We start from the raw sequence: 25449 nt of genomic DNA, 5'->3' as shown, positions 1-25449 counted from the left end.
ACATATTGTATAATGCTTATTCTTAAGTTAAGAAGGTAATTTATGGATTTAAGTAAAATAACAGCGGGACCAAATGCGGTGAATGTGGTAATTGAAATAAGTGCAAATGCTGAGCCTGTAAAGTATGAATTTAATAAAGAGCTTGGGTTGTTACAAGTTGACAGATTTTTGTCTACCTCAATGACTTATCCTTGCAATTATGGGTTTATACCAAATACCTGCGCAGGTGATGGTGATCCTGTGGATGTTTTGGTGCTAACTCAATTTCCCTTAGCATCTAGTGTTTTAATATCGGTGCGTCCAATAGGCGCATTACTCACTAAAGATGAAAAAGGAGAAGATGAGAAAATATTAGCAGTGCCTGTTTCCAGTGTTGATAGCTATTATGACAATATCAAGAACTATTCTGACTTATCTAAAAACCTACTAGATAAAATTGCTCATTTCTTTTCTCATTATAAAGATCTAGAAAAGGGAAAAACGGTAACAGTTGGAGAATGGGTTGGTATAGAAGAAGCAAAGAAAATCATTGAAAAAAGCGGAAATTAGTTTACGTTGATTTATAGCTAAAGTGGCTTAGGTTTGCCTACAATTTGAAAAACAACAAATTCGTCATTCCGCTACTTGTTAGCGGAATCTATACCGCGCACAACTGTACGAACATTCATTCTTGAAGGTAAACTGCACAGCAAATGGTGTCATCCCAGTGCTTGACACTGGAATCCAGCCTTGCCGTAATCTCATCAAGAACGTTGTGTTTTAACATAAGATCAGCCACTTTTATGCTTACCAACTTAGTGCCCAATCAAAATTCCTGGATCCCAGTGTCAAGCACTGGGATGACATCATAGGGGCGCTGGGATGACACCATCCTGCTAGACAACGTTCGTACAGCTATGGAATGAATCGCGGTATGACGTAGGGAAACCTTTCTTGGGTTAGCTATAGATTTTTGTACCACAGATCTAAAAATTACAGTTGTTCGGAAAAATGTTGCTGTTAAAAGCATTAGACAGGCGGTAGAGGTCTTGGTATTATATAATCTTTAGATGATAAATTTCTAAATTTGGAAGGGTGGCCGAGCGGCTGAAGGCGGCGGTTTGCTAAACCGTTATACGACCCAAAAGTCGTATCGAGGGTTCGAATCCCTCTCCTTCCGTATACTGTTTTGAGCACGGTCTAAGTTCGCTATATTAGCACGTTTTTAGCCTGTTTACCTGATTTTGTTGCAATGGTTTTTGTTTCCATTGTCACTGAGATCACTATTAAAAAGTTGGCTAGCATTGACTCAGTATTTATTATAGAATTGGTTATTAACTAAACAACTTTACTTGTATGTATAAAATACTAATTTTACTGTTGATAGTGTTGCCACTTAGGTTGCTTGCAACCGAGATTGAAATTGTTGCAGATGTAAATGGTGAGCCAATTTCAAATTTAGATATCAAAAAACGCATCAACTTTATAAATTCATTGTTTGGCACTCAAAGTGTTAATCAAAAAGAAGCAAAGCCTCAAATTCTTAGGGAGCTAATAGACGAAATTATCATTATCAATGAAGCGCAGAGGCTGAATATAAAATTGAGCAACGAGGAGTTAGATAATGCTGTCATGTTATTTTTAACCCAAAGTTTTAAACTTAAGGCTAATGAAGTTGATCAATACATAGAGAAGCATAATATAGATCTTAGTATTTTAAGAAAACAAATAAAATGTCAGTTACTATGGAGCAAAATTATTGAAGTAAGAATTGTGCCATTTATTAATATAAGCGATAAAGAAGTAGATGATGTAAAAAGGCAAACAGAAAAGCCAGATTATCTTATCACGTTCCAAGAGTTTATAATTCCTGATCAAAAAGACAAGGACGTTTATGGTATAGCTGAAGATCTAGTAAAAAAATTACGCAATAGTAATAACCCAGAATCTCCAATAAAGATGCGTAAAGCAACAGTTAATTTAAGTCAGTTGAAAGGCAAACTCAAGAGCGTTTTAGAAGGATTAGAAATCAGCGACATAGCAGGTCCATTCAGTTTCAGTGAAGGTTACTCTGTTATAAAAGTAATAGATAAAGTACAACTTAATCATGCACTGCTGGAAAGCACTTTAAAATTAAAACAGGTTGTGGTTGAGGGTTCAGAAAGTTTATTGGATAATTTTAAAGAGCAAAAGGTCAATTGTTTAAATTTTGACAAATTAGCAGATGATTTTAAGTTGCCAAATGTAAAAGAGTTTGAAATAAAAATGCAAGATTTAAATCCTGATTTACAGATTTTATTTAGTAAAACAAGTGTGAATGAAATAGTAGAATTAAGAGAAAATGGCGCTGCAAAGCTGATGATGTTGTGTGATATCAAGAGTAATGCAGTAGATATAGAAAAAGTTAAACAGGAAATGTACCAACAAAAGATTATGATACAAAGCAACTTGTTATTAGATGATATGCGTAAAAATGCAGCTGTCAGTTATCGGTATAGTTGAAGTCAGAGAGTGTCCTTGTCTCTGTCTTTGTGTGCCTTTGTTCTATAAAATTTCAAAAAATTTGAACAAATGCAGTTAAAATAGCACATGAAGAATATAATGCTAATTGGTGGTGGAGTTGGAAATGCAGTGTTATTTTCGATAGGGAAGGCATGTCTTGAAAATAATAACAAGGTTTTGTACTTTGCTGGCTATAAGAAATTAAGTGATGTATTTAAACGAGCACTGATAGAACGTGCATCAAATGCGGTAGTTTGGGCATGTGAAGAAGGATTGATAGACACAAGCAGAGATCAAGATAAATCATTTCATGGTAATATAGTTGATGCAATAATCTCTTATCAACAAGGAAAGCTAGGTATTAATTTGAACGCTATAGATAAAATCATCACTATTGGTTCTGATAAAATGATGAAAGCTGTAAATGACGCTAGAAAAACAATTTTAAAGCCATATCTGAAATCAAGCCACATAGCAATATCATCAGTTAATTCTCCTATGCAGTGTATGATGAAAGAAATCTGCGCTCAGTGTGTGCAGCAACATATAAATGCAAAAACAGGAGAAAAGAGTTTTGTTTATAGTTGCAGTAATCAAGACCAGGATATGGAACTTGTTGACTTTGATTTTTTAAGTGAGCGCTTGAAGCAAAATAGTTTACAAGAAAAGCTCACTGCGAAATGGATAGAACATGTTCAAAGATATTAAACAGCACAAAAAGGAAATAAGAGAGCAATATAGAACTATAAGAAAAGATATTGATGAAAGTTATTCTAATTATGCGGCAAATTCCCTTATTAATTTCTTTAATCAGAACTTAAGCTACGTTAAAGGCAAAACAATAGCGGCTTACATTCCAATGGATGGGGAAATAAATGTTATGCCTTTGATGCATAGTTTACTCAATTTAGATTATAAAGTAGCAATTCCTAATAAAAATAAGTTACTAAAATTTGAGGAATGGAACGAAACAAATGAAGATGTAATTCCCGATACAATCATTACTCCTGTTATTGCTTTTGATGATCATTTTAATAGATTAGGTTTTGGCGGTGGTTGGTATGATACAATGATAAAAAAATTACGGCCGCTTGGAAAAATATTTATAGGTGTAGCCTATGAGAAACAATATTGTAAAGATTTACCTGTAGAACAACATGATCAAAAATTGGATATTATAATCACTGAGATGTGTGTTAGATTTGAAAGTGGATTGCCCAAGAAAGTGGATAGAAAGGAGTAGCGTAATCCCACTTTCTAATAGTAATTTTTGCGTCAAAACGCTCCTCAAATGCATCAACTCGGTCCTGTGATTCCTTCTCCACTAACTCGTTCAGGACTTGGACTATCTACTTGAGAATCTGGCTTCATTTCCTGAGCTTTCTCATTAACTTTTTGTTCTACCTCTTTTATGTCACTACCAATTGCCATAATTTTAGGTTGAAATTCGCTCATAAAACCTACAAGTTTCTCCATATCCTCCTCATGAGTACTAGGCTCTGTGGACAAAAAATATGAAGAGGGAGAAAAAAAGTGGTAGTTTAACCAAATGAACATAAAAATGGAGAAACTACCGAATGGAATATTATATAAAAGAAAGAAATTGGAAACAAATTTTAGAATTCATAAAAGGCATAAAAGGAATGCATAGTAAAGACGAAAAACGTTTAAGAATATTCATAGAAGCAGTGTGGTATATGGCGCAAAGTGGTTGCCAATGGCGACTTTTGCCGAAAATCTATGGCAATTACAGAAGTATACACAAACGATTTAAGAGATGGTGCGAAAGGGGTATTTGGAAAAATTTATTGGAGTACACAAAACAAGAGCCAGATTTAGAAGCCGTCATAATCGACGGTACGATCATTAGAGCCCATCCATGTTCGGCTGGATATACAAAAGATTCGAAGGATCAAGAGGCTTTAGGGCGAAGTAAAGGTGGCTTTACGACTAAAATTCATGCACTTGTTGATGCATTGGGAAATCCTTTAAAATTTATACTTACTCCTGGCCAGAGGAATGAAATTACACAAGCTGAAGTATTAACAAAAAATGTCTATAACTCCATTGTAGTAGCTGATAAGGGTTATGACAGCAATGCTTTTGTGGTCAGCCTTGAAAACAGGAAATGTGAAATCGTAATTCCATCAAAAAGGAATCGAAAAGTGCAAAGATACTATGATGAGCATATTTATAAAGAACGTCATTTGATTGAGTGCTTTTTCGGTAAAATTAAAAATTTTAGGCGCATTTTTTCCAGATTTGACAAGACCGCAGAGGTTTACATGGGATTTCTAAATTTTGTTGGAGCTCTCATATGGCTTCTCTAAAATTTTGTCCACAGAGCCTAGTACCCTTGCTCATAAGATTGTTCAAAAGACCAGCCTTATCTTCCCCTATTAACTGTCCTATGGCTGCTAGTTGCTCTTGATTCTGAAGCATTTTTATTGTTTTTATTTCATTACTAAGCATTGTTCTTTCTCTTTCATCAGCTTCAAGATTCTTTTCCATTAAGTTGCTTATTAGCTTTTCAAAATTATTTTCTCTTCTTTGAACCTCAGGTAATTTATCTATTAAATCCTTATATGAACTTTTCACTGCTTTTCCTGCTTCAATCGCACCTTCTTTTATTTTTTCACCTGCCTTTACTATCCCTATTCCTATATAACGTGCTCCAATAGCCACAAGCGCTATTAATGTAGCAAGCACAATAAGCGGAGAAAATGCTACTCCTAATACTATTCCAGCAGAAGCTATTCCAATTTTTTTATTTGCAGATGCTGATTTAAAATAATTGACTAGATTGTCCAGTGGACCTTTATTATTATTTATAACATTACTTATTGCTTGCTGATTAACAGATTTTAACGCCTCTTCTATTATTTTTGAGTCAACATTTTCAGAAGTTAAACCTTTAAGTGCTTCTTCAATGAGTTTTATAAATAATTCTTTATTTACCTCCTTTTGCAAGCCTTGGTCATTAATCGCTAAACCTAAATCTTTGAGGTTCATCCCTTTAACTTGTTCTGATAGGGTTGTAAATAACTCTTTTTTCCCCTCTTGTGAGGATTGTGCAATACTTTCTATTATATCTGAAACAGCTTTTCTTAGTTCTGGATAGTCAGTGTCAAAAAACATACTATTGCTAGATTCCATAATCAGCTTCGTTGATTATAAATATGCCTAATTATACATACTAATCATTAATTATATTATAATTGATATAACATACCCCTTTCCAAATATAGAATTTGTATTAAAATATCTAGATTATATGAAATCAAGGTACTTTATGGGTGAAAAAAAATTAAAAGCTGCTGTGGTTTTATCAGGGTGTGGTCACCTTGACGGTGCAGAGATAAGAGAAGCTGTTTTAAGTCTGCTTGTGCTTGATCAGCAGGAAGTGGATGTTAAATGCTTTGCACCTGATATCAATATCACACAAGTTATGAATCATAAAACAAAGGAGGCAGTGAAAGAAAAAAGGAATGTGCTTGCAGAATCAGCAAGAATCGCAAGAGGCGAAATATATGACTTAAAAGAAGCCAAAGCTGAAAATTTTGACATGCTAGTTGTACCTGGTGGATACGGGGTTGCCAAAAATTTATCTGACTTAGCTGAAAATAAAGACATGGTGACAGTAATGCCTGAATTTGAAAGATTAGTTTCAGAATTTTTTGTTACAAAAAAGCCAATTGGAGCAATATGCATATCTCCTGCCGTAATTGTTTCAATTTTAAGTAGCAAGATAGGTAAAGAAGAAAGTAAGGTTAAGGTAACTATAGGAGATGACAGAGAACAGTTGATAGAGAAGCTTGGTGGTGAACACATAAAGTGTGATACAGGGTTATCAATAGAAGACGAAGAGTATAATGTATTTTCTTGTTCTGCTTATATGCGTAGTGACGAAAGTACATACTCTGTATATCAAGGGATAAAGCATATGATTGACAGTATGGTAAAAAAGATTAACAAAAAAACTAAACAACCATTCCTCTAAGATGTAGTAATTTAGACTTCCTTACACAATTAACTGTTGAATTTTACATTCCTAGCTGTATTATAGCTAAAGTGCTCTAGGTTTACGACTATAGCGGCGTGGCGTAGGACTGCACTAGCTATATATATTTAGCTCTTTTTTTATAAACGCAAGGTGTTTTATATGTCAGACCTTTTCTATATTGAGACTACGTGTTGTGTGGACGGTCAGTGTGATGTCTATACAGGGGAAGTAAGTTTTAATGATGTCATGTTAGGCAAGTTCAGTCTAAATTCGTGCAGCGGGAAAGAAGCTATGATAAATCTAGACGTTATTACATTCGATATTAATATCGCTATCGATGGTCAAAATGGAAAGACAATGAAAAGAAATCTTAAAGGTCTTGAATTTGTAACTAAAGATGATGGTTCTTGGTATATTAATAAGGATTTTGGCAATGATAGATTTGAAGTTATAGTAAAGCAATCATAATTTTACATCTCAGGTGTAACATTTAATATAGGTGCTATTCTATTTATAATGTTCTTTACTATAGGCGCAGCAATTATTCCCCCGGTATGGTGTATCCCTTGAGGTTCATCAATAGCAATTAGCACTATATACCTTGGGTCAAGCATAGTTAGCACTCCTATAAATGACGCTATGTTTGCATCTTTGCTATATTTACCATCTACAACTTTTTCCGCCGATCCAGTTTTTCCTCCTATTGAATATGCCTTTATTTTTGCTTTTCTGCCAGTGCCATCTGTTACTGCTGCGCGTAATAATTTTCTCATTTCCCTGGAGGTTCTTCTTGAGATAATTTGCTCTCCTATACTTCTTTTATTCAACATCAAGGTTGCGTTATGAAATATCCCATTGTTGATTAATGCTGCTGCAGTTTGTGCAAGATGTATAGGAGTTACAGCTATGCCATAACCATAAGATGCTGTTATTAAAGTGTTTTCACTCCATTTATCCGGGATTATCGGTGTGGACTTTTCTGGTATTTCTATTTTCAAAGGAGAAAATAGCTTCATAGCTTTAAAGTATTCTACCTGTTTTTCAATACCTAATTTGACTGCAATTTTTGCTGCACCAATGTTGGATGATTTTACAAATATATCTTGCACAGTAATTTTTGGAATTTTAGATTTGTGAAAATCCTGAATTTTATACTTTCCAATGGTGATTGGTGTTGATACGTCATATAAATCGCTAGTTTTTGTAACGTTTGCATCAAGCGCTGCGGCTATTGTAAAGAATTTTAATACCGACCCCATCTCATACACCCCAAGACTGGCGCGATTAAACTTTTGTACGTCTTCTGCCTTATTCTGTAGGTTGGGGTTAAAATCAGGTAGACTGACCATCGAGACGACTTCACTATTTCTCACATTTAAAACAATTCCTACTCCGCCAAGTGCCTGATATCCGCTTACAGCTTTAGTTAGCTCTTCATGCACTATGCTTTGCACTCGTGTATCTAAGGATAGTTGAACATATTGATCAGCAGAGCGTGACCATCCCTGTCGGATGACAGAAGATTGTGCAGAAGCTTGGTCTGCAGTGCACTGACACTGGAATCCAGTTTTATGCGCAATTTCATCACAAACATTGTTTTTGACATATGTTTCTGGAATCCGTTGTTCATCACGTAATTTGTCAGTATTTTTATATCTGGATCCCAGTGTCACGCACTGGATCTGTTGTGTGGGGAATTGCTGTGCAGGAATTGCTTTCAAGTTGCAACATTCATACAACTGTATATCAGGTACTTGGATAACAGAATGTTGTTTGTTTTTACTTATATATGCCTCAACTCCTGCAATACCGTTGCCATCTATGTCAGTGTAACCAAGCACGTGTGAAAATAAATTACTGTGAGGATATATACGTTTTACATCGTTATAGAAGTTTATTCCTGGCACGCCGGCGTTTTTTATTGCTAACAGTTCTTTTGGAGTTAAGTGCCGCTTTACCCAAGCAAATTTCTTTTTTGAAGTAAGTACTCTATATAAATTCTCGTATTCAAGATCATTCAAAATAGAACACAGTTGTGCTGCTATACTTTCCGGATTCTTTACTTTGGTTGCATCTGTATATAGTGATGTTGTGGGCACATTTGTTGCTATTACCACTCCATTTCTATCTAAAATATCAGGTTGTTTATGTACTATATTATCTTTTCTAAAATTTTCTGAAGTAGTAGGTTGATCAAATGTTAAAGAGAATATGCGAAAAATAATTATTATATAAAACGTAAATAATGGTACTATAAAACACAGTGAGCGGAGCTTATTTTTAAGTAATGCTTGCATATTTACTTGATTTGACAAAAATGGAAATTATCTTAGCTGAGCCGCGAGGTTTTTGTGCCGGGGTAAAAAGAGCTGTGGACATATTAGCTATTACTTTAGAAAAATACAAAAACAAGTGCCAAGTTTATGTGCTACACGAAATTGTTCACAATAAATATATAGTAGAGGACTTTAAGAGACAAGGAGTGGTTTTTGTGAACAGTATCGAGGAAATTGAAGATAATGGAGGAATACTGATCTTCAGCGCGCACGGAGTATCAAAAAATATAGAAGATGAGGCAAAAAGAAAGGGTATTCAAGTGATTGATGCAACATGTCCTTTAGTCAGCAAAGTGCATAAAGAGGCAAAAAGGTATGAAAACGGTGGTAAAGAACTAATTCTCATTGGGCATGAAAACCATCCAGAAGTTAAGGGAATTAGAGGAAGAGTAAATAATCCTATCATTTTAGTGCAAACTGTGCAGGACGTACGCAATTTAAAAGTTAAAGATCCAGATAATTTATCTTATGTTACACAAACCACGTTAAGCATCGACGACACCCGTGAAATTATTGTTGCTCTGAAGCTCAGGTTTCCAAGCATAACAGGTCCAGATTTAAAGGACATATGCTATGCAACGCAAAACAGACAAAATGCTGTTAAAAAGCTAGCTGAAATTGTAGACATGGTGTTAGTTGTAGGAAGTAAAAATAGCTCAAATTCAAACCGCTTATTAGATCTGTGCACTGCCAGAGGAAAAAGAGCCTACTTGATTGATAATTACAGCTGTGTGAATAAAAGCTGGTTTCAGGGCGTAGAAAAGATAGGAATCACTGCAGGTGCTTCCGCTCCTGACATATTGGTTGATGAATTAATGGACTACCTAAAAGTAAACCTGAGTGTAAAAATTTCAGTTATGCCAGGTGGTATTATTGAAAATGTTCAGTTTAAAATACCGAATTTGGTTTAAAACACAACTTATCTACTAAGCTTCTCTTGAAATCACACAAACCAGCATCTATAGCTAAGACGTCATACCGCCGCGGCGCTAACAAGTAGCGGGATGACGGTTGTTGGTAAGCCTAAGTCAGTTTAGCTATATGCTTTTAATTCCCCCAAAAGGAGAATTAAATATGTGAAGCTCTAGTTGATATGATTTAATGAATGGTTAGTTTAAATTACTAATTTATTTAAGAGATTTTGATAATATTTAACCCACTCGTTTTTCTATTTTCCATATCGCGATGAGCTTGAATTATTTCATCAAATTTATATCTTTTATTGATCCGTACAGTTAAAAGTTTTTTTCTTATCATCTCGAAGATTTCCATTGCGGTAAGTACTAATGTGAATCTATCATGCTTATAATGGTATATTGAGGTTCCAGTTGCAAATAACGAACGTGAACTAAGTAAAGAAAAACTAATAGGAGCGTTACCTGATATCTGCCCATAGGAAACGTATATGCCGAACCTGCCTAAAGATTCAAAAGAAAGCTTGCTTGTAGCGTAACCTATAGGGTCATACACTGCACCTACTCCTCTGTTTTGCGTAATCTCCATAACTTTAGAAACGAAGTCTTTATCATTGTAGTTTATTGCGTATGTGCAGCCACTTTGTAAAGCTATCTTCATTTTTTCATCAGAGCTTACAGAACCTATCACTACACCTTTTTTATCCTTTGCCCATTGGCATATTATTTGTCCTAAACCACCATTAGCCCCATGAACTAGCACGAAAGCACCAGGCCTAACTTTATAAGATTGATTAACTAAATAGTGAGCTGTCATACCTTTAAACAGCACTGCAGCAGCAACTTCATCAGATATGTCATCTGGAATTTTTATCAGATATTTCTGGTGTATAATGCACTTTTCACAATATGCCCCTGGAGGAGCTGTGCAATATCCAACTCTGTCTCCAACTTTGAATCCACCACTGATTTTTTTACCAAGTTTTTCAATAACCCCAACTGCTTCCACTCCAAGCACTGATGGTAAATTTTTAATTTTGCGTGTACCTTTTCTGTGCTCTAAATCATAACGATTTAAGCCGATAGTTGTATGACGTATTAAGACTTCTTCGCCTTTTGGCTCACCTATATTCTTATCTACAAATTCTAATACTTCTGGTCCTCCAGTTTTTTTAATTTGTATAGCTCTAACCATGATGAATGTAAGATAAAAACTTTGATTATGTTATCTAATAATTAATATTTTGCAAAATGTTATTTAGAGTTTATATACTATATAAGTGTATATTAATAGTTTTAAGGTATAAATTATGATGGATAGAGAAAATTTGCTTTATAGTGTTTTGTATAATGTGTTGTATAAAGTGAATGAAGATCACGATTTAGATATTAGTAATGTAATAGAAAAAATAAAAGAAAGGCTAGAAAGTAGAATGCAAACTTCAAGCAAAAAAAACGATTATGAATATTTATACACTTCTTGGGAAGAAAAAGGTTTTGATATTAATCACAAATTTGATTTGAAAGACTATGATGGCTTTCCAGTAGATAGTCTTTTTTCTATTGCTATTAATTACAAACCTTGCGCTTTACCAAATCTAGCGCAAGTTTTAATAAAAGCAGGGGCTAACGTGCAAAATGAGAAAGGATATTTACATGCCTGCGCTTTGGCTCGTTCTCCAGACGTGTTAAAGGCTCTCATAGAAGCGGGAATAAGTGATTGCCCACATGAACACTACGGTGGAAACACCGCTTTAGATTGTGTTACTAAATTATATGGTACAGATAAGTCAATTGAATGCAAAGATTGCTGTAAGATTCTAATTAAGCATACATTAGAACAAAATCCTAATGAAAAAATGCCAGATTCTGTAAAAAATAATAAGGAATTGGCTCAATGTTGGAATGCTTGTGAAGCAAATAATGAAGGATGGGAATTGATTACACCAAGCACTGAGACACAAGTAGTCAGTGCGCAAAAAGCAAATAAGAGCTCCTGCTCAATTCAATAGATCTGTTGCATAACTATTATTTAAATAACAACGCACTCCTTCTATAGCTGACCCAAGCAACACGTTATACCGCCGCGGCGCTAACTAGTAGCGGAATGACGAATTTGTCGTTTTTCAAATTGTCGGTAAATCTAAGTCAGTTTAGCTATAGCTCACGCTGCTTGGATGACAATAGGAAAAAGTTGTATCCGTTCAGAGGTGCGGCAAGGATAAAAAATAATTGACATAATATATTAAAGTAGTAATAACACAAAATGTTGATAGTAATGTAAGGCTAGATGCTTCAATTGTTGATCAGTATTGTAGAGTTATGTAAAAACTTAGAGCAGAAAGCTTGAAGAAAAAAATAAAATCTTAGAAATAGAGAATGCTGAACTAAGAGAGAGACTTGGCTTAAACTCAAGGAATTCATCTTTACCAAGTTCAAAAGAGCTGTACAAAATAAAAAAAGACACACCAGAAGATAAGTCAGAGGGCGGCAGGAAGATAGGTGGACATAAGGGAAATTGCCGAGCTAAAATGGAAGCAGATGAGGTGGTGAAGGTAGAGTTGCCAAATAGATGCGAGTGCGGTGAAGAAATCAGAAAAACCATATGTCTATCAAAAAGTTGATTTGCCAGAAATTAAGCCTTACGTAGTTGAGTATCAATTAGAGCATGGGCGCTGTCGTAAATGCGGAAAAAGAAGGAGTAGCAAATTACCAGAAGGCTGATACCTTTGGTCCTAGAGTTAAGTCAGTAGTTGCAGCATTAAGTGGATTTTATAAGAATTCAAAGCGAGAAATAGCGAATATTATGAAAGACATCTTTAACATGAGTATAAGTGTTGGTAGTGTGTACAATAAGGGTTTCGTCAAAATGTAAAGAAGCCTATGGAGGAAGAAATGAAAGCAAGCGAAATTTTGCATATTGATGAAACCAGTCACTACAACAAAGGCAAATTGGGATGGTGTTTGCCAACAATAAAGCAAGTTTTATGAAGTTAGAGCTTGTCCGCAAACAAGAAAAGGGATAGTATATGAGTTTTAGAATGGGGTTAGAAATGAGAAAAAAGATACTGTCCTTGCTGTCAACAAATTATTTGATAAAAAAGAATAAAAAATAACAAGAAAATTTAATTTAGGCTTACATCTTCTATAAATTAGTGTAACTGTGCTTTTAGTTTGTGTAGAAGCACAGTTACACTACCGAGCACTCTGCTAAAACCAAAATAAAACGATACAATACACAATCTACTATATTACCAAAACTCCGAGCACGGTGCTTTATATTGAATACTCAAAACCGTTACACAATCTCACGTACCGTTAACGTTATTTCACTAAATCACCATTAAATGGTTGATTGTTTTTAAGAATTCCAAAAAATACGTGCATTAGTTTTCTCATTAATGCGACAATTATAACCATTGGACACTTTCCTTTGCTTGTTAAACGCTGGCAAAATTTTTGAAAGTAAGGGTTGAAATTTTTGACTACTATAGCTGGCATATAAAGAGCTTTGCGAATGCGCTCAGATCCTATTTTGCATATTCGACTTTTTTTGCTTACGGAAGATCCTGATTGATAATGTTCTGGATTTAGGCCAGCAAAGGCTGTGAATTTCCTAGGCTCTGTGGACAAAAAATATGAAGAGGGAGAAAAAAAGTGGTAGTTTAACCAAATGAACATAAAAATGGAGAAACTACCGAATGGAATATTATATAAAAGAAAGAAATTGGAAACAAATTTTAGAATTCATAAAAGGCATAAAAGGAATGCATAGTAAAGACGAAAAACGTTTAAGAATATTCATAGAAGCAGTGTGGTATATGGCGCAAAGTGGTTGCCAATGGCAACTTTTGCCGAAAATCTATGGCAATTACAGAAGTATACACAAACGATTTAAGAGATGGTGCGAAAGGGGTATTTGGAAAAATTTATTGGAGTACACAAAACAAGAGCCAGATTTAGAAGCCGTCATAATCGACGGTACGATCATTAGAGCCCATCCATGTTCGGCTGGATATACAAAAGATTCGAAGGATCAAGAGGCTTTAGGGCGAAGTAAAGGTGGCTTTACGACTAAAATTCATGCACTTGTTGATGCATTGGGAAATCCTTTAAAATTTATACTTACTCCTGGCCAGAGGAATGAAATTACACAAGCTGAAGTATTAACAAAAAATGTCTATAACTCCATTGTAGTAGCTGATAAGGGTTATGACAGCAATGCTTTTGTGGTCAGCCTTGAAAACAGGAAATGTGAAATCGTAATTCCATCAAAAAGGAATCGAAAAGTGCAAAGATACTATGATGAGCATATTTATAAAGAACGTCATTTGATTGAGTGCTTTTTCGGTAAAATTAAAAATTTTAGGCGCATTTTTTCCAGATTTGACAAGACCGCAGAGGTTTACATGGGATTTCTAAATTTTGTTGGAGCTCTCATATGGCTTCTCTAAAATTTTGTCCACAGAGCCTAGCAGATCGGCTAGAGAAGGGAAAAAGAATAAGTAGTGATAAACTGCCAGTAGCAGGAACAGAGTTGATATTAGAGAGAGGGGAAGAAGTCCACGTTGTAATGGTAACAAATACAGGTTTGATCTACAAAGAAGAGTTTTATACGTCATTATCGGCAGTGGCCGGAAAAATAATGGGAATGAGTTATAACGGACCTTTATTGTTTGGGATGCGTGAAAAGGAGAGAAAAAGTGTGTGAAGAAATAAGATGTGCGATATATACGAGAAAATCAAATGAGGATGGGCTAGAACAAAAGTTTAATAGTTTGGATGCACAGCGAGTAGCATGTGAAAAGTACATAAAAAGCAGAGAAAGGTGGGTAGTATTGCCCAAAAGGTACGATGATGGAGGCTTTTCAGGAAAAAATTTAGAAAGACCAGCGATAAAGGAATTATTTGAAGATGTAAAGGCAGGAGAAGTAGATTGTGTAGTAGTATATACATTAGATAGACTATCAAGGGAAACAAAAGATAGTATAGAAGTGACATCATTTTTTAGGAGGCATCGAGTAAATTTTATAGCAGTAACACAAATATTTGACAATAATACGCCAATGGGAAAATTTGTACAAACAGTGTTATCAGGAGCAGCACAACTAGAAAGAGAAATGATAGTAGAGAGAGTAAAAAATAAAATAGCAACATCGAAGGAAGAGGGTCTATGGATGGGTGGAACTTTGCCGCTAGGGTATGATGTAAAAGATAAAGAATTAATAATAAATGAGAAAGAAGCAAAGACGGTGAAACATATATTTGAGAGGTATATGGAGCTGAAATCAATGGCAGAATTGGCAAGGGAGTTAAATAGAGAGGGATACCGAACGAAAGCAAGATCAGACGGAGGAGAAATCTTTAAAAAAGCGACGGTAAGAAGAATAATAACAAATCCGACATATATGGGGAAAATCAAGCATTATGAGAAGCAATATGAGGGAAAACATGAAGCAATAATAGAGGAAGAAAAATGGCAAAAAGCGCAGGAATTGATAAAGAATCAGCCATATAGAAAGGCGAAATACGAGGAAGCGCTGCTAAAGGGGATAATAAAGTGCAAGAGCTGTAATGCAAATATGACGCTGACGTACGCAAAAAAAGAGAATAAAAGGTACCGATATTATGTGTGCAATAACCATTTAAGGGGAAAGGGTTGTGAATCAGGAAACCGAAATGTAATAGCCGGAGAAGTGGAAAAAGAAGTGATGAAGAGAGCAGAGCATCTATACAAAAATTGGCAAGAAAAAGTGGAAGAATGGAAAAATTTAAGCCCTGGAAAACAGAAAGAAGTAGTGAAAAAGTTAATAAAGGGAGTAATGGTAAAAGAAGATGGAATAGAGGTGAGTTCAGAGGATAAGGTAGAATTTATACCAATGGGGTTAAAAAAGAAAGCAAACAAATGTATGGTAATAGAGCCAGAAGGTAAAACAAATAATGCACTACTGAAAGCAGTGGTAAGAGCCCATCTTTGGAAACGACAACTGGAGGAAGGAAAATATAGAAGTGTGAAAGAGCTGAGTATCAAAATTAATGTAGGTACAAGACGTATACAACAGATTTTAAGGTTAAATTACTTGGCTCCAAAAATTAAGGAAGACATAGTAGATGTGAGGCAGCCAAGAGATTTGAAGTTAGCTGATTTGAGAGAAATACCGATGTTATGGAGTGAGCAGTTAAAGAAATTTTATGAATTAGTGGCGTAACAGCACTGTTTAACACATAATGTAAAGGGAGCTGCTATAGAGAAATCAAGGGCCATGCTAAAAGATGTTGAGGAAATCAAAATTGATGTAGAAGAGCAAATTAATGTTACAGAAATTGACACTCAATTATGCAAAGATATTAATAAGAATAATAATGATCTTAATATATATCAACCTACATGTAAAGGCAGCGAAGAAGCCCAAAACTCCAAAAATGTCACTACGATACAAAATCTGCACGAAGCATTTTATAACCATCTGTTATACTGTAGTATACAACAACAATATCGTTCTGTTGTGGTGTTAAATGGAGAAATACCTGATGCATCATTTTTTAAACGAGATATGACTATTATTGCTGTAGACGGAGGGACAAATCAACTTGCATCGATTGACATACAACCTGATCTTGTGATAGGAGATTTGGATAGTGTAAATCCAGACTTAAGCACTAGTTTAAATGCAATATATCTGTCTGATCAAGATTACTGCGATTTTTCTAAAGCAATAGAGCATTTAAAGACAATGCAGTTGCTGCCGTCGATAATCACAGGTATTACTGGAGGATCAATTGATCATATACTACAGAATATTAACATTTTTTTAAGCACAGGCAGTATTTTTTACACGCCTTCACCTCGTATGGTAGGTTATACCTTACAAAGAGGTATGACTCATTTCTCTTACCTGTCAAAAAATACTAAAATATCCTTACTTGGTATACCAAGAGCTCAAGTATCAACCAAAGGATTAAAGTGGGAACTGTACCTTAGTAACCTTGCTTTTCCAGGAAAAAATTCTTGTTTTAACCGAAGTTTAAGAGATAAAGTATCCATAGAAGTACATAGCGGTATATGTCTAGCAATGGTATATTTAGAAGCAGTAGATGACGCTGGAGTATAATGCACCCAAAAATTTAGACTAAAAAAAATGGTTAATTCGAGTTAAAAAGAATAAGGACAAACAGTAGGGTAGTATTGCAACAAGAAAATATATTAAAGCAAAGATAGCTTTGGGGAAGCGATAGGAGTACAGCAGAAATACGTAGTGAGTATAAGTGAGTATAAAGTACCATTGGCCGTATCCGTTCAGCAGAGTGGTTTAAGAAACAATAGATAGGAGATTTTGGAAAGGGTTTAGCCCCTTTTGTTTCCATGTTAAGTATAATGAAATTATCCGTTCGAGGAATGTGTTTCCTTGCTGTGATTGTGTAAAATATGAGTTTTTACGGTAAACGACATAGTGTCGTATCTGTTGTTCAGCGTGATTATTTGTCAATGGAATATTTTCTGAGTCATCTAAAAAATTCCACATCATTCTTTCAGATTTCAAAATATTTTTCGCAACTCGAGAAGCTCCAATTGCTTCAAGTAAACGGCTTCAAGTAACATCGTGTACGCTTTCGCAATTTTCTTGCGCGTCTGGCAAATCTTAAAACATCTATTTCACTTTTTAGTAAAGCTTTTTTCAGTGCAAATAATTCAGTGGCTACGTTTCTCAAGTAACAGCCCAGAACTTTGACTTTAATATTCCAACTATGCGCTAACCTTTCAAAATCTCTTGATAAATGTGCCCAGCAGATTTGCCTGTTTTTATCGGCAAAGTAGTTGTATGCTGCGTACCTGTCGGTTACTACTAATACCAATTCCCATTACACGGCAAACAGATAGACAATAATAGAAGACAAGCCATAATGAAATAAGTGAAATAGTCGAGGTATAAATGGCACTAAGATCAAAATTATTGGATGAAGAAGTAGTAAAATCAGCAAAAAAAATGCTGAAGAAAGTAAGGAACAATGCATATGTTGCAAAAAAACTAAATGCTGTAATTGCAGCAAAAAAGCATAGTATAACGGCTGTAGCAAAAATATATTGCATTTCAAGAAGCGCACTAACTTCGTGGATAAAACTCTTGAAATTAGGCAGAGAAGAAAAATTGTTTGCTCCTCCACAACGGCGTAGAAAAACTAAATTAAATCAGGCTCAACTACAGCAAGTTGAAGCATGGGTAGGAGAAAATCCTAATATTACCATTAAAGAAATGAGAATAAGAATCCAGGAAAAGTTCGGCTTAAATATTAGCAAATCTACAGTACACCGCTATATGCAAAAGATGAAATTCTCTTATATTACACCAAGACCAGTACACAATGTACAAGATAAAAGAAAATAAGAGGAATTCAAAAAAAAATCTCAACGAAGTTATTGGCAAGTATCCTGAAAAAGAGCTGTTTTTCTTCGATGAATCGCGGTTTGGCACACATTCAAAGACCGGGCATGGATGGTTTAAAAAAGGCGTCAGAACAAAAGTTAAGGTAAAATTAGGTAGGGAAAATTTTTATCTCTACAGTGCAGTTAATCCTAGAAATGGGGAGAATTCTAGCTTGTTTGCACCGAATGTCAACACTGATTGTATGAATATATTTCTTGAGCAAATGTCTCAATATTTGGGACCACGAGAAGCCTTTCTTGTTATGGATTGTGCTAGTTGGCATAAGTCGAAAAGTTTAAAGGTACCTAAAAATATTAAGATTATATACCTACCACCATACTCACCTGAACTCAATCAGTTGAGAGGCTTTGGTTGTATGTAAAACAGAACATTTTGCGCAATAAAATATACGATACTATTGCTTTGCTTGAGAGTGCTTTGTGTAAATTTATTACTTCTCTTACCTACTCCACAATTAAACAACTCTGCTATGTATCCTATTTGAATGACCAACAATGAGAATTGGTATTACTTTCTTCAGCATTTCTTTTGCTGATTCTACTACTTTTTCATCCAATAATTTTGATCTTAATGCCATTTATACCTCAACTATTTTACTTACTTCATTATGGCTTTTCTTCCATTGTTGTCCATCTGTTTGCCGTGTAATGGGAATTGGTATAAGCTATTGCGATTGCAGAATTTACTACTTTGTAAAACTTTCATTCCTCTTGACTCTGTAAATTTTACAAAACTTGCCGTATTGCTTGCAAACATCCAACACCAAGCGAGTTTACCTTTGTTATAATGGCTCGTTTCATCAATATGTAGAACTTTACTCCTACTTATCTCTTGTTCGATCTGCTCATACATTTTTTTGCATTTTGAAGCAACTCTATGTTCACTATTTGATATGCTACCGACGCTTATGTTCAAATTGAAGATATCATTTACGACACTCGCTATTTCGCGTTTTGAATTTTTGTAAAACCCGCTGAACGCTGCAATTATTGACTTAACCCTTGGTCCAAATGTATCTGACGTAACACCTTCTGGTAACTTACTGCTTCTTCTTTTCCCGCATCTCCGGCAACGGCCATGCTCTAATTGATATTCTACTACATAAGGCTTGATTTCCGGAAGATCAACTTTTTGATGAATGTAAGGTTTCCCACATATTCCAATCTCTCCTCCACATTCGCAAGTAGATGACAACTTTACTTTTATCACCTCATCTGCATCCATTTTGGCGCGAAAACTTCCTTTATGACCAACCTGACCACCGACGTTTCTGTCGCTCTTTGGCTTGTCCTTTTTTATTTTGTACAACTCTCTAGGCTCTGTGGACAAAATTTTAGAGAAGCCATATGAGAGCTCCAACAAAATTTAGAAATCCCATGTAAACCTCTGCGGTCTTGTCAAATCTGGAAAAAATGTGCCTAAAATTTTTAATTTTACCGAAAAAGCACTCAATCAAATGACGTTCTTTATAAATATGCTCATCATAGTATCTTTGCACTTTTCGATTCCTTTTTGATGGAATTACGATTTCACATTTCCTGTTTTCAAGGCTGACCACAAAAGCATTGCTGTCATAACCCTTATCAGCTACTACAATGGAGTTATAGACATTTTTTGTTAATACTTCAGCTTGTGTAATTTCATTCCTCTGGCCAGGAGTAAGTATAAATTTTAAAGGATTTCCCAATGCATCAACAAGTGCATGAATTTTAGTCGTAAAGCCACCTTTACTTCGCCCTAAAGCCTCTTGATCCTTCGAATCTTTTGTATATCCAGCCGAACATGGATGGGCTCTAATGATCGTACCGTCGATTATGACGGCTTCTAAATCTGGCTCTTGTTTTGTGTACTCCAATAAATTTTTCCAAATACCCCTTTCGCACCATCTCTTAAATCGTTTGTGTATACTTCTGTAATTGCCATAGATTTTCGGCAAAAGTCGCCATTGGCAACCACTTCGCGCCATATACCACACTGCTTCTATGAATATTCTTAAACGTTTTTCGTCTTTACTATGCATTCCTTTTATGCCTTTTATGAATTCTAAAATTTGTTTCCAATTTCTTTCTTTTATATAATATTCCATTCGGTAGTTTCTCCATTTTTATGTTCATTTGGTTAAACTACCACTTTTTTTCTCCCTCTTCATATTTTTTGTCCACAGAGCCTAGAGCTTGGTAGAGATGAATTTCTTGAGTTTAAACCAAGCCTCTCCTTTAATTCAGCGTTCTCTATCTTTAAAGCCTTGTTCTCTGCTTTTAAACTTTCATTCTCTCTTTCCAGCCTTTCTATTTTTGCTTCTAACTTTTCTATTTTTTGCTGTAAATTTTTGCAAAGTTCTAAAAGGTTTACCACATTACCTCACTTTTGCTCTATGATTATCTTTTTAGATCACCTTGTCTACCTTATTCTGCCACTCCGCTGAACGGATACAAAATTTCATACTCAAAATCATTGAGCCATACTGCTTGCTGTGACAGAAAAACCCTGCCAGACTCTATAATTGGAACAATTTTGAGTGAGTTTGTCATTGTGTGGCACTATTTCAATAATCGGTAGATCGCTATTTGCCTTTAGCTCTTGTGTTAATTGCTGCAAATGAGCTTGCTTGCGTAAGATCAGTAGATGGATCATCCTTAGTAGTCTTGATTGACTCTGTAGACACACTACCATTTTTCTCAAAACCTTTATCTTCTATAGCTTCCAGAACACTTTTTTCTCCCAAAAGACAGTTTTCTCCTAAACTTTTCTTCTCAGCCTTTAACTTGTTAAGCCTTGCTTCGCTCTCTTTATCAATCTCTACCTCTATTTTATTACTATCTTTCTCACTAGGATGTAGGTAAATACTAATCTCTCCTGCCTCAGTGTTAAAAGACATTTCAATGCTACCTAAGATATCTGTATAATTTCTTTTTCCATCTTTTGTACCTTTAACTCTTACTATATTCTCCCCAATTTGAAGTATACCGACTTTTAGATTTAACTTTTTAGCTTTTTCATGGTTTAAGACTTTCGCAGGTTCAATAATACTATCTTGTGGATATTTCACATAAAAATATTGATTATCTATTTCTGCTTTAAAGTCATACTCATGAGTTTGCTTACTTTTGTTTACAATACCTTCACATGCTATGCTTATTAGCTTGCTTTCAATTTCTTCACATTTCTCACCGAGATTACTTATATAATCAGATCTATAATTTTGTGCTAGCTCAGTATCACCGAAGAAAAATTTTTGTCTTGCTTTCCCACCTTTTAACAATAACTCGTTAGTGATGTTTTCTATGATACCTGAAACTTTATCTTCGTTGTCATCGTCTTGGTCGGTAATATCATTAACCCTCCCTATATACTCTTTGGTTCCATCGCGTGGTTTCACACGATCACTAAAAACACCTTCTATTTCTTCAAGTATTAAATTTGTTACAGTGCTTTTACACTTATCACAACATAAAGAATTTATTCTTGCTCCTGTATTCAAGTGGTTATTTACTGTTTCCTCGATACTTTTTAGAATACTTTCTTCAGATTCTTGTTTATTTTGTGCTGTTATACCTCTTATCTTCTCACAAAACTTATCAATTAGCCCCTCTTCGCTTGTAGTTAATGGTATTTCTAGCTTCGCTAACAGTGAGTCTTCTAAAAAAAGATAATCACTTGAACTACAGCTCGAATCCTCGTCTTTTCGGTCACAATCACTCGGTTCAGTAGAAATTGTTTTATTATCGTCACCGGAGCTATACCCTGGATCATCACGAAGTGTCTGATCATCATTGTGCTTGTTAGGGTAATTACTAGAGTTATTTGCCGGATTCTCTTCATTTTCACAAGAACCATCTGAATGATAGTCCGAATCCTCTTCTGTGTTACAATCACTCAATTTAACAGACTCTATCTGACTATCATCACCAGAGCTATTTGAACAATCATCTACCGAACCATTAGGTGTTGCCGAATTTCCTTCATTTTCATGAGAATCATCTAAATCATAACCCAAACACTTCAAATCTTGAAGGCAGTTAGGTTCAGTAACATAATCCAATGGAATCTTTCCACTGTGATCTTGCACATTTGGATCAGCTCCTGCTTTTAAAAGAAATCCTATACCGTTAGTATCGTTACGTTCAGCAACGTAATGTAACAGAGTTTTTCCATCTTCTCGGTTTTGTACATTTGAATCAGCCCCTACGTGTAGAAAAGACGTTATACATTGAATATAATTGACATCATCTAATAGATTGATATTGATTGCTAACCAATTTACAATTTCACGTAATTCTTCATTTAAGTAATCTAACGAAGTTTTTCCAGCTTGGTTTTTTAGATTTGGATCAGCTCCTGCTTGTAGAAGACGTATTATATGTTGAATATAACCGTGATCACTTAATGCCACGATATTCTGTTCTAACTCATCTAAAATGCCAAGTAAATTTTTATTTAAGTAACATGACAGAGTTTTTCCAGCTTGGTTTTTTAGATTTGGATCAGCTCCTACTTTTAGAAGAGACATTATACGTTGAATATAATCGTGATTATTTAATAGACTGATATCCTGTTCTAACTTATTTAAAATGTTAAGTAATTCTTCATTTAATTCCTTGCTTGGTACCCCACCATTCATATTCTATAACCATTACTCACTAATTCTGCAGTGATTACCATGAATACACAGGTAAGTCAATAAAAAAATACACCTTTCCTTCTTCAGTTCTAAACATTGTCAAAGGTCTTAAAAAGATGAGTTAAAGTAAGAAGGAGAATAGTGGAAGTTTAGTTGTTTACACTTTCATGCTATGCCCATAGCATCATATATTACTTAACCTTGTAATAATTTTTTTATTCTTGCTGCTTCTTCAAACTCTAAATTTTCAGCATGCGCTAACATTTGCCTTCTCAAATCATCCTTATTAGTATTTACTTTCGGCTCTGCTATTGCCCTCTCCTGTAAGGTGTTTGATATAGGTTTTATTATAGTCTTCGGGACAATATTGTGCAATATATTATGTTCTTCTTGTTTTTTTCTTCTTCTTTCGGTCTCTCTTAATGCACGATCTAAAGAACCAGTGATTTTATCTGCATATAAAATTACTCTACCTTCAGCATTACGCGCAGCACGACCGATCGTTTGAATGAGCGATGTTTCTGATCGCAAAAATCCTTCTTTATCAGCATCCAAAATTGCAACCAACCCACACTCTGGAATATCAAGACCTTCCCTAAGCAAGTTAACACCTACTAAAACGTCAATTTCTTTAGATCTTAATTTACATATAATTTCTATTCTCTCCAGCGCACCAATATCCGAATGCAAATAACTCACTCTCATATTCAATTCACTCATATATTCAGCTAAATTTTCAGCCATTTTTTTCGTCAATGTAGTGATTAAAACACAAAATCCCTTTCCTATTGTCACTTGTGCCTCATGAATTACATCATCAATTTGACTCTCTATTGGTTTCACAATGCAGATTGGATCTACAAGCCCTGTTGGACGAATAACTTGCTCTATAAATACATTATTGGTTTGTGCTAACTCATACTTTCCGGGAGTAGCTGAAATGTAAATAGTCTGCGGCCTAACTTTCTCCCATTCTTCAAATTTTAATGGACGATTATCAAAAGCGGAAGGGAGCCTGAAGCCATAGTCAATCAATTTCTTTTTACGCGCCTCATTACCACTGTACATTGCACCAATCTGAGGAACAGTGACATGACTCTCATCAACAAATAAAATTACGTCTTTGGGTAAATATTCAAACAAAGTAGGCGGTGGATCCCCAGCTTCCATTCCATAGAGATAACGCGAATAATTTTCAATACCTTTACATATTCCTGTTGTTCTCATCATTTCAATATCAAAATTAGTGCGTTGCTCGAGGCGCTTTGCTTCAACAATCTTGTTTTGCAAGTAGTAATAATCCAAGCGTTCATGCAGCTCTTTTTTGATTAACCCAACTGTCTGCAACAGAGTCTCACGTGATGTAATGTGATAGCTGTTTGGAAAAATGGTGATTGTATTTAGGCTTTTGGTAATATTACTCGTTATAGCATCAATTTCAGAAATTTCTTCTATTTCATCACCAAGCAGCGATAAACGCCAAGCCTTATTTTCATAATAGGCAGGAAATATATCGATAATATCGCCACGCACTCTGAAATATCCTCTCTCAAACCTGGCATCAGAGCGCTTGTATTGAAGATCAGCTAAGTTACTCAAGAAATCATTAACATGAATTTTATCTCCAACACTTAAAGATATAGTCATGCTGCGGTAGCTTTCAGGCGAACCAAGACCGTATATGCAAGAAACACTGGCAACTACGATCGTGTCCCTGCGCTCCAAGAGGGAGCAGACGGCAGAATAACGCAGCATGTCAATTCTGTCGTTGATTGCAGAGTCTTTTTCGATATAAGTATCAGTTTGCGGCAAATAAGCTTCGGGCTGATAGTAATCATAATAAGAAATGAAATATTCAACAGCATTATTGGGAAATAATCCTTTCATTTCCTCATAAAGTTGTGCTGCTAAGGTTTTATTGTGTGCCATGATCAGCGCAGGTCTGTTTGTCCTTGCTATAACATTTGCCATAGTGAAAGTTTTCCCAGAACCAGTAACCCCAAGTAAAACTTGGTCTCTTTTATTGCTATTTAGCCCCGCAATTAAACTATCGATTGCTTGCGGTTGATCTCCAGAGGGTTGAAAATGTGTAGTGATTTGAAATTTCATAGACTTTACTTACTATCTTTGATTCATTGCATAGTGAACACTATATTGCTTTTAAGATAAGTTGTATAGCTATAAACTTTCCGTAAAGCCATAAAACATTAACCAACAATAGACTTCTTGCATAACCATATAACGAACTTTTCTTGGGAATAGAAACGAAAAAACCTGCTTGACAAACTCCGCCAGCCCCCTTATCATGGTGTGTAGTACAATGATACAAATTAAGAATTTCCCCACCCTGCGCTGGTTCTTCGATCTGAAATCCTACTTCTACCTGATCACGACCAATGTTAATTTGTTCTATTAATGCTTTAATAATGCCGCGCTTAGTTTGCCAATCTAGCTGTTCCAGGTTCGATTTTACACTAGAATAAAAATTCTTTATGCTATTTATAATAAGACTTATTCCTTTTTCTACTGCCTTCTGATCAACTACCTTTTTTTTCTCTTCTTCTATCCCTTGTAAGCGTTCTTTCATTTTTCTCATTGTCTATTTAAATTCTCCCTCGCTTATATATCCTTTCTCTCCTGCATTTTCTTG

At 35.1% G+C, this 25449-nt stretch carries 22 protein-coding genes, 1 tRNA gene and 8 pseudogenes; 16 read left to right on the top strand and 15 right to left on the bottom strand.

The features are described from left to right. The first annotated feature begins 42 nt into the window (after positions 1 to 42). Positions 43 to 549, top strand: a complete 507-nt coding sequence (gene ppa / locus ACWHVF_RS00680) for an inorganic diphosphatase (RefSeq protein ID WP_064124927.1) — start codon at positions 43 to 45, stop codon at positions 547 to 549. A gap of 256 nt (positions 550 to 805) precedes the next feature. On the opposite strand, the gene ACWHVF_RS00675 is transcribed toward ppa, so the two are convergent. Further along, positions 806 to 961, bottom strand: a complete 156-nt coding sequence (locus ACWHVF_RS00675) for a hypothetical protein (protein ID WP_156488179.1) — start codon at positions 959 to 961, stop codon at positions 806 to 808. A 107-nt stretch (positions 962 to 1068) separates the two neighbouring features. On the opposite strand from ACWHVF_RS00675, the gene ACWHVF_RS00670 reads away from it, so the two are divergent. The 4 genes from ACWHVF_RS00670 to ACWHVF_RS00655 all read left to right on the top strand — a co-directional run bounded on the left by ACWHVF_RS00670 (position 1069) and on the right by ACWHVF_RS00655 (position 3724). Beyond that, a tRNA-Ser gene (locus ACWHVF_RS00670) sits at positions 1069 to 1159 on the top strand. A 176-nt stretch (positions 1160 to 1335) separates the two neighbouring features. Continuing rightward, on the top strand, positions 1336 to 2481 hold the full coding sequence (locus ACWHVF_RS00665) for a SurA N-terminal domain-containing protein (protein WP_064124926.1): 1146 nt from the start codon (positions 1336 to 1338) through the stop codon (positions 2479 to 2481). Positions 2482 to 2568: 87 nt separating this feature from the next. Beyond that, entirely contained in the window at positions 2569 to 3189 is a 621-nt protein-coding gene (locus ACWHVF_RS00660; RefSeq protein WP_447933052.1) for an oxidoreductase, read from the top strand. Beyond that, positions 3173 to 3724 carry a 5-formyltetrahydrofolate cyclo-ligase gene (locus ACWHVF_RS00655; RefSeq protein WP_064124924.1) on the top strand — a complete coding sequence of 184 codons (552 nt, stop codon included), beginning with the start codon at positions 3173 to 3175 and terminating at the stop codon, positions 3722 to 3724. Before ACWHVF_RS00660 ends, ACWHVF_RS00655 begins: the two co-directional genes overlap by 17 nt. A 53-nt stretch (positions 3725 to 3777) precedes the next feature. Here the strand turns inward: ACWHVF_RS00655 and ACWHVF_RS00650 are convergent, their stop codons facing one another. Next, on the bottom strand, positions 3778 to 4038 hold the full coding sequence (locus ACWHVF_RS00650) for a hypothetical protein (protein WP_447933051.1): 261 nt from the start codon (positions 4036 to 4038) through the stop codon (positions 3778 to 3780). A gap of 20 nt (positions 4039 to 4058) precedes the next feature. On the opposite strand from ACWHVF_RS00650, the gene ACWHVF_RS00645 reads away from it, so the two are divergent. Beyond that, entirely contained in the window at positions 4059 to 4811 is a 753-nt protein-coding gene (locus ACWHVF_RS00645) for an IS5 family transposase (protein ID WP_064124677.1), read from the top strand. On the opposite strand, the gene ACWHVF_RS00640 is transcribed toward ACWHVF_RS00645, so the two are convergent. Further along, positions 4795 to 5637 carry a hypothetical protein gene (locus tag ACWHVF_RS00640; RefSeq protein WP_447933050.1) on the bottom strand — a complete coding sequence of 281 codons (843 nt, stop codon included), beginning with the start codon at positions 5635 to 5637 and terminating at the stop codon, positions 4795 to 4797. The genes ACWHVF_RS00645 and ACWHVF_RS00640 overlap by 17 nt on opposite strands. 136 nt (positions 5638 to 5773) lie before the next feature. Between ACWHVF_RS00640 and elbB the strand changes: the two genes are divergently transcribed. Continuing rightward, positions 5774 to 6481 (top strand): isoprenoid biosynthesis glyoxalase ElbB, encoded by a 708-nt coding sequence (elbB, locus tag ACWHVF_RS00635; RefSeq protein WP_064125017.1) that lies wholly within the window; start codon positions 5774 to 5776, stop codon positions 6479 to 6481. A gap of 162 nt (positions 6482 to 6643) precedes the next feature. Beyond that, entirely contained in the window at positions 6644 to 6952 is a 309-nt protein-coding gene (locus tag ACWHVF_RS00630) for a hypothetical protein (protein WP_064125016.1), read from the top strand. A 2-nt stretch (positions 6953 to 6954) separates the two neighbouring features. Here the strand turns inward: ACWHVF_RS00630 and ACWHVF_RS00625 are convergent, their stop codons facing one another. Next, on the bottom strand, positions 6955 to 8781 hold the full coding sequence (locus tag ACWHVF_RS00625; RefSeq protein ID WP_064125015.1) for a peptidoglycan D,D-transpeptidase FtsI family protein: 1827 nt from the start codon (positions 8779 to 8781) through the stop codon (positions 6955 to 6957). 20 nt (positions 8782 to 8801) lie between these two features. Here ACWHVF_RS00625 and ispH point away from each other — a divergent pair, with 20 nt between their 5' ends. Further along, a complete protein-coding gene (ispH, locus tag ACWHVF_RS00620) occupies positions 8802 to 9731 on the top strand; it encodes a 4-hydroxy-3-methylbut-2-enyl diphosphate reductase (protein ID WP_064125014.1) in 930 nt (309 codons plus the stop codon). 220 nt (positions 9732 to 9951) lie between these two features. Here ispH and ACWHVF_RS00615 read toward each other — a convergent pair whose 3' ends face one another. Further along, positions 9952 to 10929 carry a quinone oxidoreductase family protein gene (locus tag ACWHVF_RS00615; RefSeq protein ID WP_447933049.1) on the bottom strand — a complete coding sequence of 326 codons (978 nt, stop codon included), beginning with the start codon at positions 10927 to 10929 and terminating at the stop codon, positions 9952 to 9954. Between the two features lie 115 nt (positions 10930 to 11044). On the opposite strand from ACWHVF_RS00615, the gene ACWHVF_RS00610 reads away from it, so the two are divergent. Both ACWHVF_RS00610 and ACWHVF_RS00605 read left to right on the top strand, forming a co-directional pair. Further along, positions 11045 to 11746, top strand: a complete 702-nt coding sequence (locus ACWHVF_RS00610) for an ankyrin repeat domain-containing protein (RefSeq protein ID WP_447933048.1) — start codon at positions 11045 to 11047, stop codon at positions 11744 to 11746. Between the two features lie 290 nt (positions 11747 to 12036). Next, positions 12037 to 12698, top strand: a pseudogene (locus ACWHVF_RS00605) (IS66 family transposase); the annotation flags it as partial. Between the two features lie 360 nt (positions 12699 to 13058). Here ACWHVF_RS00605 and ACWHVF_RS00600 read toward each other — a convergent pair. After that, positions 13059 to 13352, bottom strand: a pseudogene (locus ACWHVF_RS00600) (transposase); the annotation flags it as partial. A gap of 83 nt (positions 13353 to 13435) precedes the next feature. Between ACWHVF_RS00600 and ACWHVF_RS00595 the strand changes: the two are divergent. From ACWHVF_RS00595 to ACWHVF_RS00580, 4 genes and pseudogenes are all read left to right on the top strand, one after another. Continuing rightward, positions 13436 to 14188, top strand: a complete 753-nt coding sequence (locus ACWHVF_RS00595) for an IS5 family transposase (protein WP_064085756.1) — start codon at positions 13436 to 13438, stop codon at positions 14186 to 14188. A gap of 17 nt (positions 14189 to 14205) precedes the next feature. Further along, a pseudogene (locus ACWHVF_RS00590) lies at positions 14206 to 14445 on the top strand (DUF2924 domain-containing protein); the annotation flags it as partial. Then, the gene (locus tag ACWHVF_RS00585) at positions 14438 to 15943 is read left to right on the top strand and encodes a recombinase family protein (protein WP_064085798.1); all 1506 of its coding nucleotides are present in this window, start codon (positions 14438 to 14440) and stop codon (positions 15941 to 15943) included. The pseudogene ACWHVF_RS00590 and the gene ACWHVF_RS00585, both read left to right, overlap by 8 nt. Before the next feature lie 54 nt (positions 15944 to 15997). Continuing rightward, entirely contained in the window at positions 15998 to 16846 is an 849-nt protein-coding gene (locus ACWHVF_RS00580; RefSeq protein WP_447933047.1) for a thiamine diphosphokinase, read from the top strand. Between the two features lie 198 nt (positions 16847 to 17044). Here the strand turns inward: ACWHVF_RS00580 and ACWHVF_RS00575 are convergent. After that, a pseudogene (locus ACWHVF_RS00575) lies at positions 17045 to 17582 on the bottom strand (IS66 family transposase); the annotation flags it as partial. A gap of 83 nt (positions 17583 to 17665) precedes the next feature. On the opposite strand from ACWHVF_RS00575, the pseudogene ACWHVF_RS00570 reads away from it, so the two are divergent. Next, a pseudogene (locus ACWHVF_RS00570) lies at positions 17666 to 18676 on the top strand (IS630 family transposase). Here the strand turns inward: ACWHVF_RS00570 and ACWHVF_RS00565 are convergent. From ACWHVF_RS00565 to ACWHVF_RS00530, 8 genes and pseudogenes are all read right to left on the bottom strand, one after another. After that, positions 18633 to 18755: a hypothetical protein gene (locus ACWHVF_RS00565; protein ID WP_447933308.1), complete on the bottom strand. Its 123-nt coding sequence runs from the start codon at positions 18753 to 18755 to the stop codon at positions 18633 to 18635. The pseudogene ACWHVF_RS00570 and the gene ACWHVF_RS00565 overlap by 44 nt on opposite strands. Before the next feature lie 83 nt (positions 18756 to 18838). After that, positions 18839 to 19492: pseudogene (locus tag ACWHVF_RS00560) on the bottom strand (IS66 family transposase); the annotation flags it as partial. A 19-nt stretch (positions 19493 to 19511) separates the two neighbouring features. Continuing rightward, positions 19512 to 20264, bottom strand: a complete 753-nt coding sequence (locus ACWHVF_RS00555) for an IS5 family transposase (RefSeq protein ID WP_447933046.1) — start codon at positions 20262 to 20264, stop codon at positions 19512 to 19514. Between the two features lie 80 nt (positions 20265 to 20344). Continuing rightward, positions 20345 to 20533: pseudogene (locus ACWHVF_RS00550) on the bottom strand (IS66 family transposase); the annotation flags it as partial. Positions 20534 to 20583: 50 nt separating this feature from the next. Continuing rightward, a pseudogene (locus ACWHVF_RS00545) lies at positions 20584 to 20776 on the bottom strand (phage terminase large subunit); the annotation flags it as partial. Then, positions 20742 to 22799, bottom strand: coding sequence for an ankyrin repeat domain-containing protein (locus ACWHVF_RS00540; RefSeq protein WP_064124976.1), 2058 nt, complete (start codon positions 22797 to 22799; stop codon positions 20742 to 20744). The gene ACWHVF_RS00540 and the pseudogene ACWHVF_RS00545, both read right to left, overlap by 35 nt. A gap of 195 nt (positions 22800 to 22994) precedes the next feature. Beyond that, positions 22995 to 24908, bottom strand: coding sequence for an excinuclease ABC subunit UvrB (gene uvrB, locus ACWHVF_RS00535; protein WP_064124977.1), 1914 nt, complete (start codon positions 24906 to 24908; stop codon positions 22995 to 22997). A gap of 40 nt (positions 24909 to 24948) precedes the next feature. Next, a complete protein-coding gene (locus ACWHVF_RS00530) occupies positions 24949 to 25386 on the bottom strand; it encodes a hypothetical protein (protein ID WP_447933045.1) in 438 nt (145 codons plus the stop codon). Positions 25387 to 25449: the final 63 nt, after the last annotated feature.

It is taken from the genome of Wolbachia endosymbiont of Dactylopius coccus (assembly GCF_977011065.1).
The sequence above is the reverse complement of the archived record's forward strand: the minus strand, read 5'-3'. Positions and strand labels throughout refer to the sequence as shown.

Bases quoted from the DNA above. Each gene is read 5' to 3' on its own strand.
- ppa (WP_064124927.1), top strand. From the start codon at position 43: ATGGATTTAAGTAAAATAACAGCGGGACCAAATGCGGTGAATGTGGTA.
- ACWHVF_RS00660 (WP_447933052.1), top strand. From the start codon at position 2,569: ATGAAGAATATAATGCTAATTGGTGGTGGAGTTGGAAATGCAGTGTTA.
- ACWHVF_RS00610 (WP_447933048.1), top strand. From the start codon at position 11,045: ATGATGGATAGAGAAAATTTGCTTTATAGTGTTTTGTATAATGTGTTG.
- ACWHVF_RS00640 (WP_447933050.1), bottom strand. From the start codon at position 5,637: ATGGAATCTAGCAATAGTATGTTTTTTGACACTGACTATCCAGAACTA.
- ACWHVF_RS00650 (WP_447933051.1), bottom strand. From the start codon at position 4,038: ATGTTCATTTGGTTAAACTACCACTTTTTTTCTCCCTCTTCATATTTT.
- ACWHVF_RS00615 (WP_447933049.1), bottom strand. From the start codon at position 10,929: ATGGTTAGAGCTATACAAATTAAAAAAACTGGAGGACCAGAAGTATTA.
- ACWHVF_RS00625 (WP_064125015.1), bottom strand. From the start codon at position 8,781: ATGCAAGCATTACTTAAAAATAAGCTCCGCTCACTGTGTTTTATAGTA.
- ACWHVF_RS00555 (WP_447933046.1), bottom strand. From the start codon at position 20,264: ATGGAATATTATATAAAAGAAAGAAATTGGAAACAAATTTTAGAATTC.
- ACWHVF_RS00580 (WP_447933047.1), top strand. From the start codon at position 15,998: ATGCTAAAAGATGTTGAGGAAATCAAAATTGATGTAGAAGAGCAAATT.
- ispH (WP_064125014.1), top strand. From the start codon at position 8,802: ATGGAAATTATCTTAGCTGAGCCGCGAGGTTTTTGTGCCGGGGTAAAA.
- uvrB (WP_064124977.1), bottom strand. From the start codon at position 24,908: ATGAAATTTCAAATCACTACACATTTTCAACCCTCTGGAGATCAACCG.
- ACWHVF_RS00630 (WP_064125016.1), top strand. From the start codon at position 6,644: ATGTCAGACCTTTTCTATATTGAGACTACGTGTTGTGTGGACGGTCAG.
- ACWHVF_RS00655 (WP_064124924.1), top strand. From the start codon at position 3,173: ATGTTCAAAGATATTAAACAGCACAAAAAGGAAATAAGAGAGCAATAT.
- elbB (WP_064125017.1), top strand. From the start codon at position 5,774: ATGGGTGAAAAAAAATTAAAAGCTGCTGTGGTTTTATCAGGGTGTGGT.
- ACWHVF_RS00595 (WP_064085756.1), top strand. From the start codon at position 13,436: ATGGAATATTATATAAAAGAAAGAAATTGGAAACAAATTTTAGAATTC.
- ACWHVF_RS00540 (WP_064124976.1), bottom strand. From the start codon at position 22,799: ATGAATGGTGGGGTACCAAGCAAGGAATTAAATGAAGAATTACTTAAC.
- ACWHVF_RS00530 (WP_447933045.1), bottom strand. From the start codon at position 25,386: ATGAAAGAACGCTTACAAGGGATAGAAGAAGAGAAAAAAAAGGTAGTT.
- ACWHVF_RS00645 (WP_064124677.1), top strand. From the start codon at position 4,059: ATGGAATATTATATAAAAGAAAGAAATTGGAAACAAATTTTAGAATTC.
- ACWHVF_RS00665 (WP_064124926.1), top strand. From the start codon at position 1,336: ATGTATAAAATACTAATTTTACTGTTGATAGTGTTGCCACTTAGGTTG.
- ACWHVF_RS00565 (WP_447933308.1), bottom strand. From the start codon at position 18,755: ATGGCATTAAGATCAAAATTATTGGATGAAAAAGTAGTAGAATCAGCA.